This is a genomic window from Streptococcus sp. cx1 (genome assembly GCF_052384325.1).
Taxonomy (GTDB): domain Bacteria; phylum Bacillota; class Bacilli; order Lactobacillales; family Streptococcaceae; genus Streptococcus; species Streptococcus salivarius_G.
In genome coordinates this window covers 18506-35527 of the sequence record NZ_JBQSUN010000012.1, presented here as the reverse complement: position 1 = coordinate 35527, position 17022 = coordinate 18506, and the positions used below count along the sequence as shown (strand labels likewise).

Annotated in this window: 12 protein-coding genes; 7 read left to right on the top strand and 5 right to left on the bottom strand. The window is 40.2% G+C overall.

The window, feature by feature from the left end:
- Positions 1-93: 93 nt before the first annotated feature.
- Together ACT170_RS10890 and ACT170_RS10885 are read right to left on the bottom strand one after the other, a co-directional pair.
- Complete coding sequence (locus tag ACT170_RS10890) at positions 94-1059, bottom strand: IS3 family transposase (protein WP_002890057.1); 966 nt, start codon at positions 1057-1059, stop codon at positions 94-96.
- Entirely contained in the window at positions 1056-1733 is a 678-nt protein-coding gene (locus ACT170_RS10885; protein WP_288586508.1) for a transposase, read from the bottom strand. The genes ACT170_RS10890 and ACT170_RS10885 overlap by 4 nt, the downstream gene beginning before the upstream one ends.
- Before the next feature lie 144 nt (positions 1734-1877).
- Between ACT170_RS10885 and ACT170_RS10880 the strand changes: the two genes are divergently transcribed.
- Together ACT170_RS10880 and ACT170_RS10875 are read left to right on the top strand one after the other, a co-directional pair.
- Positions 1878-3407 (top strand): DUF1310 family protein, encoded by a 1530-nt coding sequence (locus ACT170_RS10880; RefSeq protein WP_444818303.1) that lies wholly within the window; start codon positions 1878-1880, stop codon positions 3405-3407.
- On the top strand, positions 3388-3984 hold the full coding sequence (locus ACT170_RS10875) for a hypothetical protein (RefSeq protein WP_444818302.1): 597 nt from the start codon (positions 3388-3390) through the stop codon (positions 3982-3984). Before ACT170_RS10880 ends, ACT170_RS10875 begins: the two co-directional genes overlap by 20 nt.
- Before the next feature lie 594 nt (positions 3985-4578).
- Here the strand turns inward: ACT170_RS10875 and ACT170_RS10870 are convergent.
- Positions 4579-5927, bottom strand: a protein-coding gene (locus tag ACT170_RS10870) for an IS3 family transposase (RefSeq protein ID WP_444818301.1) whose coding sequence is annotated in 2 segments (ribosomal slippage) — positions 4579-5477 and positions 5477-5927 — 1350 coding nt in all. Because the reading frame shifts where the segments join, the coding sequence is not laid out codon by codon here.
- Between the two features lie 321 nt (positions 5928-6248).
- On the opposite strand from ACT170_RS10870, the gene ACT170_RS10865 reads away from it, so the two are divergent.
- A complete protein-coding gene (locus ACT170_RS10865; RefSeq protein ID WP_060971515.1) occupies positions 6249-6545 on the top strand; it encodes a hypothetical protein in 297 nt (98 codons plus the stop codon).
- A gap of 50 nt (positions 6546-6595) precedes the next feature.
- A complete protein-coding gene (locus tag ACT170_RS10860; RefSeq protein WP_444818300.1) occupies positions 6596-6721 on the top strand; it encodes a hypothetical protein in 126 nt (41 codons plus the stop codon).
- 449 nt (positions 6722-7170) lie between these two features.
- On the opposite strand, the gene gshAB is transcribed toward ACT170_RS10860, so the two are convergent.
- Positions 7171-9441 (bottom strand): bifunctional glutamate--cysteine ligase GshA/glutathione synthetase GshB, encoded by a 2271-nt coding sequence (gshAB, locus tag ACT170_RS10855; RefSeq protein WP_444818299.1) that lies wholly within the window; start codon positions 9439-9441, stop codon positions 7171-7173.
- Between the two features lie 607 nt (positions 9442-10048).
- Here gshAB and ACT170_RS10850 point away from each other — a divergent pair.
- Together ACT170_RS10850 and ACT170_RS10845 are read left to right on the top strand one after the other, a co-directional pair.
- Positions 10049-11794, top strand: coding sequence for an ABC transporter ATP-binding protein (locus tag ACT170_RS10850; protein ID WP_444818298.1), 1746 nt, complete (start codon positions 10049-10051; stop codon positions 11792-11794).
- On the top strand, positions 11784-13652 hold the full coding sequence (locus ACT170_RS10845; protein ID WP_013990253.1) for an ABC transporter ATP-binding protein: 1869 nt from the start codon (positions 11784-11786) through the stop codon (positions 13650-13652). Before ACT170_RS10850 ends, ACT170_RS10845 begins: the two co-directional genes overlap by 11 nt.
- Positions 13653-13745: 93 nt before the next feature.
- Here ACT170_RS10845 and ACT170_RS10840 read toward each other — a convergent pair whose 3' ends face one another.
- Positions 13746-15269: an ATP-binding cassette domain-containing protein gene (locus tag ACT170_RS10840; protein WP_444818297.1), complete on the bottom strand. Its 1524-nt coding sequence runs from the start codon at positions 15267-15269 to the stop codon at positions 13746-13748.
- Between the two features lie 433 nt (positions 15270-15702).
- Between ACT170_RS10840 and ACT170_RS10835 the strand changes: the two genes are divergently transcribed.
- The gene (locus tag ACT170_RS10835) at positions 15703-16791 is read left to right on the top strand and encodes a hypothetical protein (protein WP_225998659.1); all 1089 of its coding nucleotides are present in this window, start codon (positions 15703-15705) and stop codon (positions 16789-16791) included.
- The last annotated feature ends 231 nt before the right edge of the window (positions 16792-17022 follow it).

Sequence of the window (17022 nt, the reverse complement as noted above, 5' to 3'; positions counted from 1 at the left end):
TGATATGCCCCCTGTCAAGTAGACAGGTTAAATATCTAAAAAAGTGTCTGTTTTTGAAGGTCAGTCTTACATAATAAATGTACGGCTGTTTTTTTATGCAGACCACTTAGACTTGTACTTTTCAATTTTGTTATTCTTAGCGATTGGGTATGACAAAGGATGTTCTGATGATAAGGCAGCGTTTCTTACTGCCAAAGGCGTTTTACAGTCATACCTACTTTGTGGACGCTCTTGACAGTAAAATCGGATATAGTCTTTGATGGCATATCGGAGGGAGGCCTCATCTGAAATCTCATACATCTGATACATTTCCGATTTTATAATTCCCCAAAAACCTTCTATTGGTCCGTTATCAATACAATGGCCCACTCTTGACATGGATTGAATCATATCAGTATCTTTCAGCTTTTTTTGAAAGTTCTTATTGGTATATTGAAACCCTCTATCGCTGTGAAATATAGGCTTCGCTGCGGGATTTTTTTCAATGGCTTTGTCAAATGTTTTGAAGACCAGCCGATTGTCATTTCGACCACTTATGACAAAAGCAATAGGATAGCGGTCATATAAATCAAGTATGACACTAAGATAGAGTTTCTTATGAGAGTTAGGAATCTTAAACTCTGTAACATCTGTTACCCATTTTTTGTTCGGAGCAGTTGTATAGAAGTTTCTTGCCAACTTATTTTCTGCAGTTTCTTTAGGCTTGGCAGTCTTGTATTTTTTCCTTTTCTTACGGATAAAAGCGTGGATATCGAGTACTTTCATAATTCGGTGAATTCTCTTTCTTGAGTAATTCGTATGATTGAAATGATTGATCCAATCGGTCATTCTTCGGTATCCCAAGATGTGTGAAAAACGTTCGTCATATTCTTTAATTAATTCCGCAATTTCGCTGTTTAATTGTTCTTGTTCTGGAACTATTCTATGTTTCCATTTATAAAATGCAGACCTCGTAATGCCGAGCTGATGACACATCCAGCTAATGCTCCACCCTTTGTTGGTGTTGAAGTCTTCGATCGCTAAGTATTTTGATTCGTGGCGCTGTTTGCCTAGCCTCACATCCTTCCGAATTCTTTCACTTTTTTTAAGAGTTCAACAGTCATATCCTTTTCTTCTAACTGACGTTTTAAGCGCACATTTTCTCTTCGTAAACGTTCTAATTCATCAACCTCATCATCTAGTTTGTGATGACCCCTTTTGTCAACTAAACCTTCTTCACCATCACTATCATACTTTTTCACCCACGAATACACTTGGCTATAAGAAACATCATAAAGTGATGCCGTTTCCTTATAATTGCGATTATGTTCAATACAATAGTTGACAATCTCTTTGCGTTCATCAATAGTGGTTTTACGTCTTGCTTTTGCCATATAGACCTCCCGTTTTGGATTGTAATCCTTAAGTTCTATATTGGCATTATACATCCTAATCCACTTTCTTAAAAGTCCTGAAGAAATATCATACTGATGACCTAAATCAATAGATGAAGCCTCACCACTAATACATTTTTCTACAAGTTCCATTTTAAATTCTTTTGAATAGGAACGGTTTTTTGTTTTCTTTGTGAATCCTAAAATCCCATATTTTTTATAGATGGCAGCCCAATCTTGAATCGTCCTTGTGGAAATATGGAGACAGTTACATATCTCAGATCTGGAACGATTACAATTAATATAATCGAGACAAGCTTGTTCTTTCTCGTATGGGGTGAACCTTTCTCTTCTAGACATAAAAATACCTCTTAAGTAGATTTTAGGTATTTACCTTGTCTACTTAAGAGGTATCATATCATAGACGGGTGGTTATGATTTGTTTTCAGCGTTTGCCAATCGTTTTCAGAATATTTTGTCGTCCTATGCTATAATGGAAGTACTATGAAGAAAGTAATTTTACAGTATCTAGCAAGTGCTCTGACTGTAATCCTTATACTTGGTCTTGTGGTTTTCAACAGACAGCGAAATCACTCTCTGGTAAAGAAGGTCAAAGACCCTGAGATTTCCTATATCTATAAGGATTCTTTGGAAAATCTAGATAGACTGGCCCTTAGTCAGGCTGGGATTATACGATCCTATCAACTCGATTCTTTGTCTGTTAGGAAGGAAGATGGAAAGATTCACCTCGTTCTCCATATCAATCATTCCTATGATATGCAGGTAAATCTTGTCCTAAAGTCTGATATCTATGGTGATTTATCTGTGGTTCAAGCGACGCCATCAAAGGCTTTGAAGCTGGCCTTGGAGGACGAATCTTATCAGAAACGGTTGACCTTGATTTCACAAAAAGCAGATGCTATTATATCTCGTGATCACTGGGATAAAGGCATTAAACCGGCCTATGTGGCTCAGGTCAGAAGTAAGATGAAGAAGACTTCTTTGAACCAGTTGGAAAAGGTTCTGCAAGAAATTGATCAAGAAAGTAAGGAAGTGGGCTCCGATACCTATACGGCCTTTTTCCAAGCTTCTCAACTGCCTAATCACGACAAGATCAATTTGGTTATGGAGCACATGCAGGTTTATGTGGATAAGTACCAGTTCCTCCAGTTAGGGAAGTCAGGTTATAAATTTTCCAAGAAGCTAGAGCCAACCAGTCCTTTTTACAGTTACTTCCGTGAGGCTATTATGGAGACCTATCAGACGGATCTAGGGCTTGGAGTAGATGAGTTAGGTATCAAGCTCCACCTTTTTAGGTCTTGGATTGATAAGCAGTCTATGGACTATATTAGGACCAACTACAAGGGCAAGACGGATTTTGACAAGCTTCTGGCTTACAGCAAGGACAAGAAGATTAAGTTGGATTATACTACAGGTGCTTCCTATCATAATAGAAGCTTGGGAGACTTTACCTATCCAGAGAACATGAAAATTCAGCTACCTCAGACCAGTGTCATGGGACCTTACGGTGTCAGCAATTCCCGCTTTATTGAATTTATTGTCAATATGGATACAGGAAAATTTGTTTCTGAGTGGAATGTCTACAAGAAAAGGAAAGATGGTAGTATCGACTCTAATCCTAAGCATTACAAGATTGAAGATGGTGCTGACATTGCTGATACGGACTCTGCTAACTACGGCCTATCTAAGGGATTAAATGCTGACTTACCAGCCTATCTCAATAATAGCCATACCTATCTCGATGTTCGTCACCCTGCGGATAATGCGATTAGACGCAAGATGGTTAGAAAGTGGAAAAATGCCAAGAATGTCTTAAATGGTGGGCGCTATGCTGATATTGTAAAAAAAGGAGGCTTGAAAGATCTTGAAACATGGAGACAAGTTAAAGCTGAAGACCGCCTCCAGGTCTACAATGCTTACCTTGATTATATTCGCTCTCATCTTGTGCTTAATGGGTTTGACAGCTTTTACCAAGAAACCTACAAGCCCCAAGGTGGAGACAAAAAAGACTGAAACCCTTGATAGTGTTCTTGTCGCTAAAAATTTCTATCGTGTAAGGGATGCCTATGCCATCAAGCTCTACGGGCAGGATGAGGGGATGTCCTTTGATATGGCTGGTCAGAGACTCTTTGGGTCAAATATTGCTATTAAAGATGGTCTGTTATATGGCTCCAGTCTTGGAGATTTGACCATTGAGGCTTATTTTCAGGGGGAAGTGTCCTACCTTTTAGAGGCCACCCAGAAGCTCCCAGTGGACAAAAATCGTATCAAGGCTAGTCACTATAGTCAGGACATCGTTTTGAATAACGTTTGGTCTAGTCTGGAAGGTCAAGAAACTTCCAACAGTATCGTCACTCAGTTTCAGGATAAGACCTTGCTTAAGCTGCGGATCAGCTACAACAAGGATTTCCTTCCGACTAAGATTCAAGGTTTTTACAATAGCCAAACCTATAATGGCTGGCGGGACCTATTTTATATAGATTATCCATATAGTGATCAGGAGGCCTTCAATCAGGCTCAAGATGCCTATATACAACACATCCAGTACATGGAAACGCATCCTGAGGAAGAAGCAGGAGAGTTTGGTTAATAGAGTAAAAGCACCTTTATGAACTATAATCCGCATATGTAAGGGTTGCTAGAGCGCATATTATGGACAGCCTATACCACATATAAACCACAAAATAGATAATCTGAAGAGGACCAAAAAGGCCAGTGCAAATGCACTAGCCTTTTTTTGTTGTTATGAAAACCCCAGGACCGAAGAGGTCGAAGGGGCGCATAAATCTAGAAAGAAAAAGATTGCTGTTGTTTTGTGTCATAGAGGACACGTTATGAAAAAAGTATATGAAGTAGGTTGCTTAAGCCTACAAAAGATATTATACCAGTCAAACGACAAATAAACAGAGTGAGATGACCTAAAACAAGGGAAAGCAAACTAAAACACCGATAAAGCAGTGGAAAACAAAATTCGAAATGATATTTCGAAATTCGCCATATTGATCTATATATAGTGTTCTTAACATTAGCCGCTTAGTCACACAAAATAACGAAAGGGGACTTATGCAAATGTAATAGGTATATCAACCAGACTTGAGATGTCATCTTACTGCTCGAAAAGTGATTATCTTTTAGAATAAAAAAAGCCCAATATGTACTGACCCCAAAAAGTTAGACAAATAATTTAAGCAAAGGATTTAGTTCTGTATTGTACAGGACCGAGTCCTTTTAGTTTTAGCTTAATGCGTTTGTTGTTGTAATAATCAATATAGTCTATAATAGCTTGTTCCAATTGGCTAAGCGACTGAAACGTCCTCTCATAACCGTAAAACATTTCCGATTTTAAAATGCCAAAGAAGGATTCCATCATGCCATTATCTGGGCTGTTCCCTTTACGTGACATGGATGGTTGAATCCCTTTATCCTTTAAAAAATGATGATAATACTGGTGTTGATATTGCCATCCTTGATCGGTATGGAGAATTGTATGTTCGTAATGGTCCTCTGTGAAGGCTTGTTCCAACATCATTTTTACTTGTGCTAAGTTCGGTGACGTAGAAAGATTGTAAGCAATAATTTCACTGTTAAAACCATCTAAAACTGGTGATAAATAGAGTTTTTGACTGCTTGCTGGAATGACAAACTCTGTCACATCTGTGTAGCACTTTTCCATTGGTTTTGATGCTTCAAACTGGCGTTGAATGAGATTCTCTGCTTTCTTACCAACCTCTCCTTGGTATGAATAATACTTACGTTTACGACGAATTCGAGCACTTAAACCAAGAGCCTTCATCAGACGTTGCACTTTCTTATGATTTACTACGAAGCCACGATTTCTCAATGCGAGAGTGATGCGACGATAACCATAATTTCCCTTGTGTTCAGTAAAAATAGCTTGAATTTCAGCTTTGATAGTTTGATTATTATCCGTTTGATCCAGCTGTTTTAAGTGGTAATAATAGGTCGAACGAGCAAGCTTAACAATCTTTAGAAGAATCTCTAAAGCAAACTCTGTTACCAATACTCGAACAATTTCCGTTTTTCTCTTTGCTCTTTCTCGTCCCTCAATCGGAGTTCTCTCAACTTTTTTAGAACAGCGTTCTCCGCTCTCAAGTACTCATTTTCTGCTTGAAGTCGCTCTAGCTCTGTCATCTCTTCAGGTTTCTTCTTTGGCTTACGTCCCATTTTAGGCGGTCTCCCTCTTGCTTTCTCAACAATAGTATACCCATTTTTCTTGTATTGTGCTATCCAATTGTTAAGCAAGCCTTGATTTGAAAGGCCATAGTCCAGACAAACACTTTGTTGAGAACAACCTTCAAGCAGAACCTTATCAATCATTTCTTGTTTTAATTTAGGAGAATAGTAACGCTTCTTTCCCTTTTTGACGATGTTTATTCCATAACGGTCAATTAATTTCACCATGTACTTTAGGCCGGAAATATTCACCCCAAATTGATTTGAAAGTAGTTTAAAGCTTTCTCCTTGCTTTCTCAGTTCATATATTTGAACTTTATCTTCATAAGTCAATTTCATAATAAAAACACCCCAAAAGTTAGATTTTTTCAGTCTAACTTTTGGGGTGCAGCTCAATAGGCATGAAAGAATTTTATGGTTTCAATAATTTTCTTTTTCACGGCAAAAATCGAGCATAATAATGTTGGCAAAAAAAGTGTGATTTTTATGGCAGTCTTTATAAGACTGGCTAAAGTTAGTTTTAAAATGGTGTGCAAAAAATCGGCTATAATCAAAAGTACACATGCTATGGAAGACTAAAAAGTTTTTATGCTTTCAATAATTTTCTTTTTTAAAAATAAAATCGAGAATAATAATTTTGTATAGAAAAGGAGCCCATCAATGGCAGAATTTATAAAAGATTTGTTGAATAGAATGATTCAACACAGCAGCAATTTAATTCAGTTTTTAGAGTTGGTAACAAAGTGGGTAGTTTTACTAATGTTCCTCATTACTTTGGCAAGCACGGTGCTTGCTGCTCGTCGTTCGTCTAAACACTACTATGCTAAGTGTCGGAGACAAAAGAAGGAATCAAGTGAAGAATCTTTGTCTAAACACCTAATCAACTACCAGCCTGCGCGTGGAAGTCCATCTTATCTCAAATTTTATTATCAATTTTACAATATTAGTCGTGATTAGAATAAAAAAAGGAATAATAAAAGTATAAACAAGAAAAAGGAGGTGGCAACATGCAACCAACGGAGATGATTATTGCATTAATCACAATTTCTATACAAGTCATCAATTGTGTTGTTGATGTCTTGAAATATAATAGAGATTCAAAACGTATCGCAAAACACGATAGAAAGAAATAAGAAGATGATTAGTAGAAAAAACAAAATCCAGGGAAGACCGTCCCTGGATTTTGTCGTACCTGAAAAAGCACGGAGTCAAGCAGGTACAAAGAAAAGTTTGATTTATGAAGTAGGCTAATAACCTACGAGGATATTCTATCATAGAAACGTATTTGATATTGCATCCCTAGTGCTTTAATGGTAGAACGAAGGCGCGCTAGTTGAAAGAACTATCTGAGGTTATTCATCTGTTGCCTTATGACAGGCGCTTTTTTGTGCCATAATTTCTTTGATGAATCATCAAAGGAATAGTATTAAATAAGGTTTAAGGCCTAACAAATAGAGTGATAGAAAATATAACGAAAGGGTCTGAATTGGAAAGGAAGAAAACACCTAACAGCAACCAATACTCAAACTGTTAGGACCTCAGAATCTCACATGTTGACAAAGGTGCTTTGTATGTTGACAGTTTAGTTTTGATGTTTAAGAGCTACTAATTCTGGAAAAAGCTTGTCTAGGATTTTTGGAGTGATAGCTTGTCCAGGACCTTCAGCACAATAGGTGTGCATATACATAGAGGGATTGAAGTTGAGCTCGATACAAGTGCAATGAGGTTTTTCCTTGCTAGCAGGCTGAGTTTTATCTGGAATGATGAGGTCAACCCCGCAAGCCCAGGCGCCCATGCTAGTTGCCATGGCTGCGGCCAATTCTTGGTAAGAGGAATCCATTGTCTCAGTGACATCAATAGAGTCACCACCCGTAGAGATGTTAGAGTTACGGCGGAGATTGACCTTTTTCCCTTCTGGGAGAATATCATCAGGTGCATAACCTTGCTGAGTCAACATCAGTTGTTCGATGTCTCCTAGCTCAATGATTTCCAGAGGTGATCGGTGATCACGGCCTCGCAATGGGTTGGCGTTTTTCTGAGCGACTAATTCACGAATGGTGTGTTTGCCATCACCGACAACATTGGCAGCGACACGAAGGAGGACAGCCTCACAACGTCCATCCAAGATGAAGAAACGGTATTCGGTTCCTGGGATAAATTCTTCAACAAGGACAGCGGTATCTTCTGCGAAGGCAATTTCAAGGGCTTTTTTATAGTTGTCAAGACTGGCAGGTTCTTGGAAAATGGAAATTCCCAGACCAAAGTTAGTTGACTTGGGTTTGACAACAATTTGCTTGCCCTTGATAAGAGGATAGTAGGCTAGACCTTGTTCTAGACTGGTAAATTCGTCGCCGGCAGGGACAGGGAAGTCAGCATCAGCCAGGATTTTTTTGGTCACGGTTTTATTAGCCATGGCAAGAGGAACTACATAGTTGTCTTTTGAGGTCATGTTACCATTTTTGACGTACTCAACATGATCTTTATGCCAGAGTTTAAGGAATTGATCCTGCTCATCTAGGATTTCAAAATGAAGCCCTTTTTGAATGGCATCAAAGAGCAGCATCTGGGTAGAAAGTTCCATCTCCTCATAACCCTTAAGGGCATAGTGGGCAGTCCAGTCGTAATCATGATAGGCAAGAGCCTTGTCGAGGGCAAAGTCAGCAAGGGACTTGTCTTTGATATGAGGCAAGAGTTGGGCTGCTAGTGTATGGTTAGGATCAGCAAAGGCATCTTTAACTTGTTTGACCAAACCTTGATGATAGTCACCTAGGCCAAAATGTTGCACCAGTTGGTCCAGAGCCGTCGTAATGTTTTGAGTTTCAGCTTCAGATGGTAGAGGTTCTAAAGGATGAGAGAGGGCAATCTTTTCATTCAGCGCGTGACCTTGAGCCAGAGCCTGATCAACATTTTCAGGGGCATCCATCCAGAGGAAGGCTAGTAGGAGTAGGTGTACGGTATCCATAGTAGTTTGGCTAATACCGATACGCTCAAAGGGGTTGAGGTCGAAGTTACGGAATTCCAGATAGGTGATTCCCTTGTCAAGGAAGGAGCGATTAACTTTTTGTCCACGGAAACGAACAGCTGAGTAAAATTCCTTCTCCGCAATCAAATCTCCTTGTTCGATATAGTTTTCGATGGCAGAGACATAATCTTCTAGGCTTGCAAAAGATACTTGGATTTCTTCCTTATTGACATAACCATGATCACTGTTACGGAAGGAACGCACGGGTTCTGGCACTTCTTGGTCGAAGAAGCCTTGCTCAGCAACAGGTGCAGCACCAAAGAGATAGGTAATCACCCAACGGTAGCGCAAATAGTTCTGAGCCAGCTTAAGATAGAGGGCGTTCTTGAAAGCAATCATATCAGTCTGGTCACTTTCTTTGAATAAAGCCTCAACCAAATCTTTCCCAAGTTCCATATTATAGTGGATACCTGAGATAGCTTGAAGTTTGGTTCCGTATTTTTCAGCCAAGTAGTTACGATAATGGCGTTCGAATTCATTTTCCAGTTGGGCAACTTGGATTTCTTGGGCCTTGATACGAGGTGGCATGGACAAGGGCCAGAGAAGTTCATCTTTACTGATGGAACGTCCAGCTACATCGGTAATGGCTCCAAGAAAACGACGGGCCTCAGTGGTAGATTTAGCAACTGGTGTGATGAGCTCCATTTGAAACTCACAAAAATCTGTTTGAATATAAGGGTGGAAACTTCGAGCTCCTAGGCAAGAAGGGTGAGGCGTATGTGCTAATTTTCCCTGTCTATCGACACGAAGACTTTCGCGTTCAATTCCAAAGTTAGCTTGAAGGATAGGGCTGGTAGGCTCCAGCTTTTGAAGCAGTTGATTTATAGTCATAGAGTCACCTTTTCATCTAATGTTAGTGATAGTCTATTATAAATAGGAGAAGAAAACAACTTTCTGCTACGGTTAAGGGCAATTTCCGAATGTTTTAGATAAGAATCCTTAAAACCAGTTGCTTTTTAGCTCTATTATATGCAAAAATTGTAAAATACCCACCGATTTTTATGTAAAATGTTATTTCTCTTGCAATTTAAATCAAATTAGCCTATACTAATGACGTATATATAAGAATGAAAGCATCCCTAGGGTCTGCCCTCAGGGGCTTTTGTATGCTCTCAAAAGGGTGTAACCGTTCTTTTATAGATAAAGGATGAGCGTTAAGAGTAGCTTTCCGACAGTATGCTCTACTCAAAAATGATGCTTTCGCCGTGATGGATTACAGGACTAGCTTATATCTATCAATGCCTGAAACATGCTCTGCTCAGGGCAGGCGATATTTTTCGCCGAGGCAATAGTTATAGAAGTCAAGAGACTTCTATAACTCGGAAGTTTTGAGACTTTGGCTCAAAGCTTAGCTATGAGATTCCGAAGGAAGCTGCTAGCGTCCGAAGCCACTTAAGAAAAATATCAAAAAAGAAAAACAAATTAAACGGAGGTAATTATGTTTCAAACCCTTATCCCCCAGATAAAGGAATACAAGAAACCCTCAATCCTAGCGTCCCTCTTCATGACGCTAGAAGTCATGTTTGAGATTTCTATTCCCTTTGTCATGGCCAATCTTTTGGACAAAGGTGTCCAGCAATCTAACATGTCTAACATTTGGCTCTATGGTGGCCTCATGTTGGTCTGCGCCTTCCTGTCGCTTTTCTGTGGTATGCAGTCAGCACGCTATGCAGCCTTTGCCTCTGCTGGATTTGCCAAGAATCTACGTCAGGCCATTTTCAAAAAGGTTCAAACCTTCTCTTTTGAAAATATCGATAAGTTTTCAGCTGGTGGTTTGGTAACACGTATGATGACTGATGTTACTAACGTGCAGAACTCTTACCAGATGATTATCCGTATCTGTGTACGTGCACCTCTTAACTTGATTTTTGCCATTGCAGCAAGTTTCTTGATCAATGCTGAAATGGCTTGGATTTTTGTTGGTGTAACAATCTTCCTTGGTCTGGTTTTGGCTATTATTACCAAAATCGTTTACCCTCTCTTTACTCAAGTGTTTGAGGCTTATGACAACCTCAACAACAGTATCAAGGAAAATATCACCAACATGCGTGTGGTGAAATCCTATGTTAAAGAGAAAGAAGAGACGGACAAATTCAAGAAGGCCTCACGTCGTATTTACAAGATGTTCATGCGTGCCATTCGTGTGGTTGTCATGTCTAACCCAGCCATGATGTTGTCTATGTACGCATCCTTCCTCATGATTTCCTGGTTTGGTGCCCAGCTTATCGTTGGTGGTAGCCTAACTACTGGGGAATTGACTTCCATGTTCAGTTACACCATGACCATTCTCATGTCACTCATGATGTTCATGATGATTTTTGTCATGTTGTCTATCTCTATGGCCTCTGTAGAGCGCATCAATGAAGTGCTTAATACTGAATCAACCATTGTTTCACCTGAAAATGGCTTGACAGAAGTCACAGATGGTTCTATCAGCTTTGATCATGTGGATTTCTCATATACTGATGAAAATGGTGACAAGACCCATGTTCTCAAAGATATCACTCTAGATATTAAGTCTGGTGAGGTTATCGGTATTCTTGGTGGAACAGGTTCTGGTAAATCAAGTTTGGTTCAGCTCATTCCTCGTCTTTATGATGTGGAAGCCGGTCAAGTTAAGGTTGCTGGCCACGATGTTAAGGACTATGATTTGGATAGCTTGCGTAAGCAAGTTGCCATGGTGCTTCAAACCAATGTCCTTTTCTCAGGAACTATTAAGGAAAATATGCGTTGGGGAAATAAACAGGCGACAGATGAGGAAATCATTGAAGCTTGTAAGGTTGCCCAAGCTGATGAATTTATCCAAGAGTTTAAGGATGGCTATGACACCAAGATTGAACGTGGTGGAGCCAATGTCTCAGGAGGACAACGTCAACGTCTCTGTATTGCACGTGCCCTCCTCATGAATCCAAAAATCTTGATTCTTGATGATTCAACATCAGCGGTTGATACGAAGACAGATAGTTTGATTCGTCAAGGTTTGGCATCAAGTCTTAAGGACACCACTAAGATTATCATTGGTCAACGTATTTCATCCATCCAAGATGCAGACCGCATCGTTGTTATGGATGATGGCCGTATCGATGCTATTGGTACCCACGATGAATTGGTGGCTAACAATGCCATTTATCGTGACGTCTACAAGATGCAAACACAAGGGAAAGGAGTAGCAGATGCAGAATAAGAAAAAAGCTAATTGGGGCTCTCTAGCACGTCTTCTACGCTTTTTGTGGCAAGACTACAAACTTTCGCTTTCTATCGCCTTTGTCCTTATTGTGGTTGCTTCCTTGGCAACGGTCAATTTGACGGCTTCTATTCAGTCCTTGGTTGACGTTTACGTTCAACCCATGCTCAAATCTGGTAGCCATGACTTTGGACCGCTTTTACATTTCTTGACTTCAGTGGCTGTCTTCTGTCTTATCGGTGTGATTGCCAACTATGTGTCATCACTCCTCATGGCAACGATTTCGCAAGATTCTCTACGTTCCCTTCGTAATCAGCTCTTTGCTCGCATGCAAAAGCTTCCTGTTCGCTACTTTGATACTCACCAACACGGTGACATCATGTCTATTTACACCAACGACATCGATGCCCTCCGTCAGGCTGTTGAGCAATCCATTCCACAGTTGCTACAAACGGCTATTACCCTTATCGGGGTAACAGTGACAATGCTTACGGTTAGTCCTCTCCTCTTTATCGTGGTCCTAGTCATGGTAGGTATCATGTTTATGGTCATCAAAAATGTATCAGCCAAATCAGGCCGTTACTTCGGTGAACAACAAAAGAATTTGGGGATTGAGAATGGTTTCATCGAGGAAATGATGTCAGGTCAAAAAGTGGTCAAGGCCTTTGTTCACGAAGAAGAAAGCATGGCTGATTTTGACAAGATTAACGAGCAACTCTTTGAATCTTCTTACTTGGCCAATCGCTATGCCAATGTTCTCATGCCAATTCTTGGAAACTTAGGAAATGTTTCCTTTGTTTTGACCGCCTTGGTTGGTGGACTCTTTGCCCTTAATGGTGTTGGTGGTTTGACTATCGGTGGTCTCATGGCCTTCCTACAATTGAACCGTTCTTTCAACGGTCCTATTACTCAGGTCTCTCAACAACTGAACTTTGTTCTTATGGCACTTGCCGGTGCTGACCGTATCTTTGACCTTCTGGACGAACCAGAAGAAGTTGACCAAGGTAAGGTCACTTTGGTCAACTACGAATTGGTAGATGGTCAAATGGTTGTGACAGACAAGAAAACCAATCTTTGGGCTTGGAAACACCCACGTCCAAATGGCGACTACGAATTGGTCGAGTTGGTCGGAAATGTGGTCTTCCAAGACGTTGATTTCTCTTACGATGGTAAGAAACAAATCCTTCATGACGTTAATCTCTATGCAGACAAGGGGCAAAAGGTTGCCTTTGTCGGTGCGACAGGTGCTGGTAAGACGACGATTACCAACTTGATTAACCGTTTCTACGATATCCAATCTGGTGTGATTACTTATGATGGTATTGATGTCAAGCTGATTGAGAAAGATTCTCTTCGTCGCTCGCTTGGTATCGTGCTTCAAGATACCCATCTCTTCACAGGGACTATCGCTGAAAATATTGCCTATGGTCGTGCCGATGCGACACGCGAGGAAATTCTTGAAGCTGCCCGTATTGCTAACGTGGATTCCTTTGTGCAACACTTGGACAATGGGTATGACACTGTTCTTACAGATGACGGTGCAGGCTTGTCTAATGGGCAACGTCAGCTTATCGCCATTGCGCGTGCTGCCCTTGCCAATGCACCGGTTCTTATCCTTGACGAGGCGACATCCTCTATTGACTCTCGTACCGAAAAAATGGTACAAGAAGGGATGGACCGACTTATGGAAGGACGTACGGTCTTCGTTATTGCCCACCGTCTTTCAACCATAGTCAACTCTGACGTTATCATGGTTATGGACCACGGACGTATCATTGAACGTGGTGACCACGATAGCCTTATGGAACAAGGTGGTACTTACTACCGACTTTATACCGGTGGTCTGGAAATTGATTAAGACTAAAAAACTCAGGTTTTGCCTGAGTTTTTTTGCATCTGAAGAAAAGGTTTCTTTTGAGACTTTTCTTGTAAAAACGATAGATTTGATATCCTAAATCTCAACTTCTTCTAAACCTTGTGAGTCTAGACGATAGATCTTTTGGCAGACTTGTTTGAGGTAGTTGACATCATGCGATACTGTCAGAATTGCCCCTGAATAGTTCTCGAAGAGCTGTCGGACTTGGGGTTGAGAGGTGGGGGAAAAATTTCTGGTTGGTTCATCTAAGATAAGGAGCTGAGGGCTTTCTAAGACCAGGTGCAGTAGGAGAAGTTTTCCTTTCTGTCCTCCAGATAAATCAGAGATTGCATGGTTCATTTCATCATGACTAAAGTTGAGGTTAGCGAGATGGGAGCTTATAACCTCTCGTTCAGACTTGTCGCCAGTCTTACTCAAAAACGCTATTAGAGACAAATCCAGTGGCAAGATAGTGTCATAATGTTGGGGCATGTAGCCAATGGTCAGGTCTGTCTTTTGGCTAAGTTTTTGGTAGAGATAGTGTAAGAGAGTGGATTTCCCACAGCCGTTATCTCCAACAATACCAATTTTTTCTTGCCCTTTCAAAGAAAGTTTGAGATGGTCAATGGTCAGGTGAGGAGCAATGTTTATCTGCTTTTCATCCAGATTTAAGAGATATTTTCCCTGAGGTAGAGGGTCGATATGAGAGAAGAAAAGTTCAATGCTGTCTTCTTTATCAGGCATCTGTGTCATATCTTGGGCAAGGCGGTCGAAGCGTTTTTCTTGTGAGAGGACTGCTTTCATCTTTTTAGCAAGCAATCGTCCTTGCGTGCTGTCATGCGTATTGCGTAGGGTGGTTTGGACATTTTGTTTGATACGGCGATGCTTGGCCATGGCTTTGTCATAGGCTTTTTTCTCAGTTTTGGCTTGCTGCATCTGTTGTTGGTAGCTATCAGTGCGATGTTGGCTGTAGTTATCATAGTCGAGGTGTTCCACACTGGTCCTTGCCTGTCGACGACGTTTAAGGAGTTCCAGATGGATAATGGTATCAGCTGTCTGACTTAGCAGATCCTCGTCATGTGAGATGTAGACGATCGTTTCATCAGAGTGCTTGATAAAGTCTTTTAACCAAGTCATAGTAGTCAAGTCCATATCGTTTGTGGGCTCATCAAGAAAAATGATGTCGTGGGAACGAGCTAATTCTCGGATGAGTTGAATTTTGAGTTTCTCACCACCTGATAGAGTGGAGATAAGCTGACTGCTAGCAAAACGCTCACTATCAAAATGAAGTTCATCAGCCAGACGATAGAGGGTGGCATAGTCTAGGTCATAAGTGTCCGCGAAGAAGTAGTCGTTAAGGGTTAGGGTTTGCAAGTTTTCCGAAATTTGCTGGGGAATATAGACCTGTGGGCTATCTGGTTTAGTAATAGTTCCCTCGTAAGAAAGATGGTCGAAATGTGTTTTTGGATTGACAAGAAGGGCAAGGAGACTTGACTTTCCATTACCTTCCTCCCCAATGATGGCGACTTTTTCGCCTAGAGTTATTGTTAGATTTAAGTCATGAACGAGTTCACGCAAATCTTTAGTATGTGTTATGCTTAGGTGTTGAATCTGTATCATAGGACCTCCTAGGTCTGAGTGCTTGTAGATATTGTTTCATGGGTAGTACAGTTTTTACTTCAAACAATATCAAAGGTCAAAAAACAGTCCTACCTTATAAGATAGAACCGTCTTGAATCTAGCTAAAAAGCCCTCTAGGAGATAGTGATGGTGTGGATGCAAAAAACGCAGATACCACCAATAAATTTTCTACAGAAAAAGAGCGCAAAAAAGACATGAAAACAATCTATCGAATAAAGCAGGTTTATTGTGAATAGACTTAGTTGTTCATGTCTCCATTTACCTCCGAATGTTACTTGTCTTGATTGTACGCTGTCCGAGAGATTTTGTCAAATGAAAATAAAATATCCAACCTTATTAGACTGCCAATCTACCTTATCAATAGTCTCCACCTATGCTATACTAAAAGCAATACTAAAAATGGAGATTATTTATGGAAAATAAGTTTGTAAAGAAACCAACACCTAAGGGGGATAAGTCCACAAGAATTGTTTTTATAGGTCTCTTAGTGGCGTTGCTTTTTATAATCGCAGGGACGGCTATCTTCTTTGCTGTGAACAGTAGCAGTAAGGCTACCAAAGGTTCAGCTGCATCCAGTAAGTCGAGTACGACTGTCTATTCCGGCAGCAATGCAGAAGACCCCTTGTTCAAAATCACGCTGAAAACCTTCGGAGAAAATAAAGAATTTTTACTCGTGACACCAAATCCTGGTCATGATAAAAACATGTTTAACATTGTGGGGGTTGCTGGTCAATACTTAGTCACTCAAGAGTACAAGGGGGGTGAATCTGGTAAGAAAAATGCCAAGGGTGAGACACTTTATAAGTATGACTACTTTAATATCTATATGTATGACACGGAAAAACCAAATCAAAAACCTAAACAAATTGACCTCTTGAAATTGGCTAAAAAAGCTGGAGATGAAGATTATTTAAATCAGGCAAGTCTAAGGCTTTTCATGCTTAATGAGCAAGCTTACTTACAAATGCCTTTTGGTGCGTCATCAGCTGATTTTGCTTCTAATAAAAAATACCTCAATCTCAAAACGCAAAAGATTGAGGAAATGAATATTCCAGCTAACTCGAATACTTTGGACTCGGAATTGGATTACGCCAATGTTGATATGCGTAAGACCTTAGAGCCTTTGGGTCTTGAAATGTGGCCGGGTGCAACTAATGGTAAGGATCTAGATCATCCAACAGAAACACCAATTGCGAGTCTGCCTGCTCTTTATTACATTTCTGAAAAAGACAGAAGCCTCAATATGGATAGTACCAACTTTGCCAAAGAGCATAAGGCTGCTTATGAAGCGATTAAGACCAAACATGCTAGGATCTACACCATTCCAAGCAAGATTAACAATGAAACCTGGTTCAATACCTTACTCCATTGGATGGCACCTGAAGGCCAGGATGCCTACGAGTTACCGGTTAGGGCATTTAGACCGACTCAGGAAGAAGGGAAAGTCAAGTCCTACCAAGAATTGCAGACTTGGAATGACAACCATATCAGAAAAAAATAGAGGAACTTACCTCTGAAACCCATAAGATTATGAACCCAAGTCTATGATACTTGGTTTTTTTAGTGTTTTTGAAATGCTAATGGGAGACTTTAGTCGTGAAAGAGGATTATTAAATTGTATATCAATGGTTTATCGAGGGTGTTACAGAATCGGATGGTTTGTAATAAGAAGGTAAAAATTAGAATCAAAGTGAGGAAATCAGCCAATAAAATGAGTTAAATCCTCTCATAA

Bases quoted from the DNA above. Each gene is read 5' to 3' on its own strand.
- ACT170_RS10860 (WP_444818300.1), top strand. From the start codon at position 6,596: ATGCAACCAACGGAGATGATTATTGCATTAATCACAATTTCTATACAA.
- ACT170_RS10885 (WP_288586508.1), bottom strand. From the start codon at position 1,733: ATGTCTAGAAGAGAAAGGTTCACCCCATACGAGAAAGAACAAGCTTGT.
- ACT170_RS10845 (WP_013990253.1), top strand. From the start codon at position 11,784: ATGCAGAATAAGAAAAAAGCTAATTGGGGCTCTCTAGCACGTCTTCTA.
- ACT170_RS10865 (WP_060971515.1), top strand. From the start codon at position 6,249: ATGGCAGAATTTATAAAAGATTTGTTGAATAGAATGATTCAACACAGC.
- ACT170_RS10835 (WP_225998659.1), top strand. From the start codon at position 15,703: ATGGAAAATAAGTTTGTAAAGAAACCAACACCTAAGGGGGATAAGTCC.
- ACT170_RS10880 (WP_444818303.1), top strand. From the start codon at position 1,878: ATGAAGAAAGTAATTTTACAGTATCTAGCAAGTGCTCTGACTGTAATC.
- gshAB (WP_444818299.1), bottom strand. From the start codon at position 9,441: ATGACTATAAATCAACTGCTTCAAAAGCTGGAGCCTACCAGCCCTATC.
- ACT170_RS10840 (WP_444818297.1), bottom strand. From the start codon at position 15,269: ATGATACAGATTCAACACCTAAGCATAACACATACTAAAGATTTGCGT.
- ACT170_RS10850 (WP_444818298.1), top strand. From the start codon at position 10,049: ATGTTTCAAACCCTTATCCCCCAGATAAAGGAATACAAGAAACCCTCA.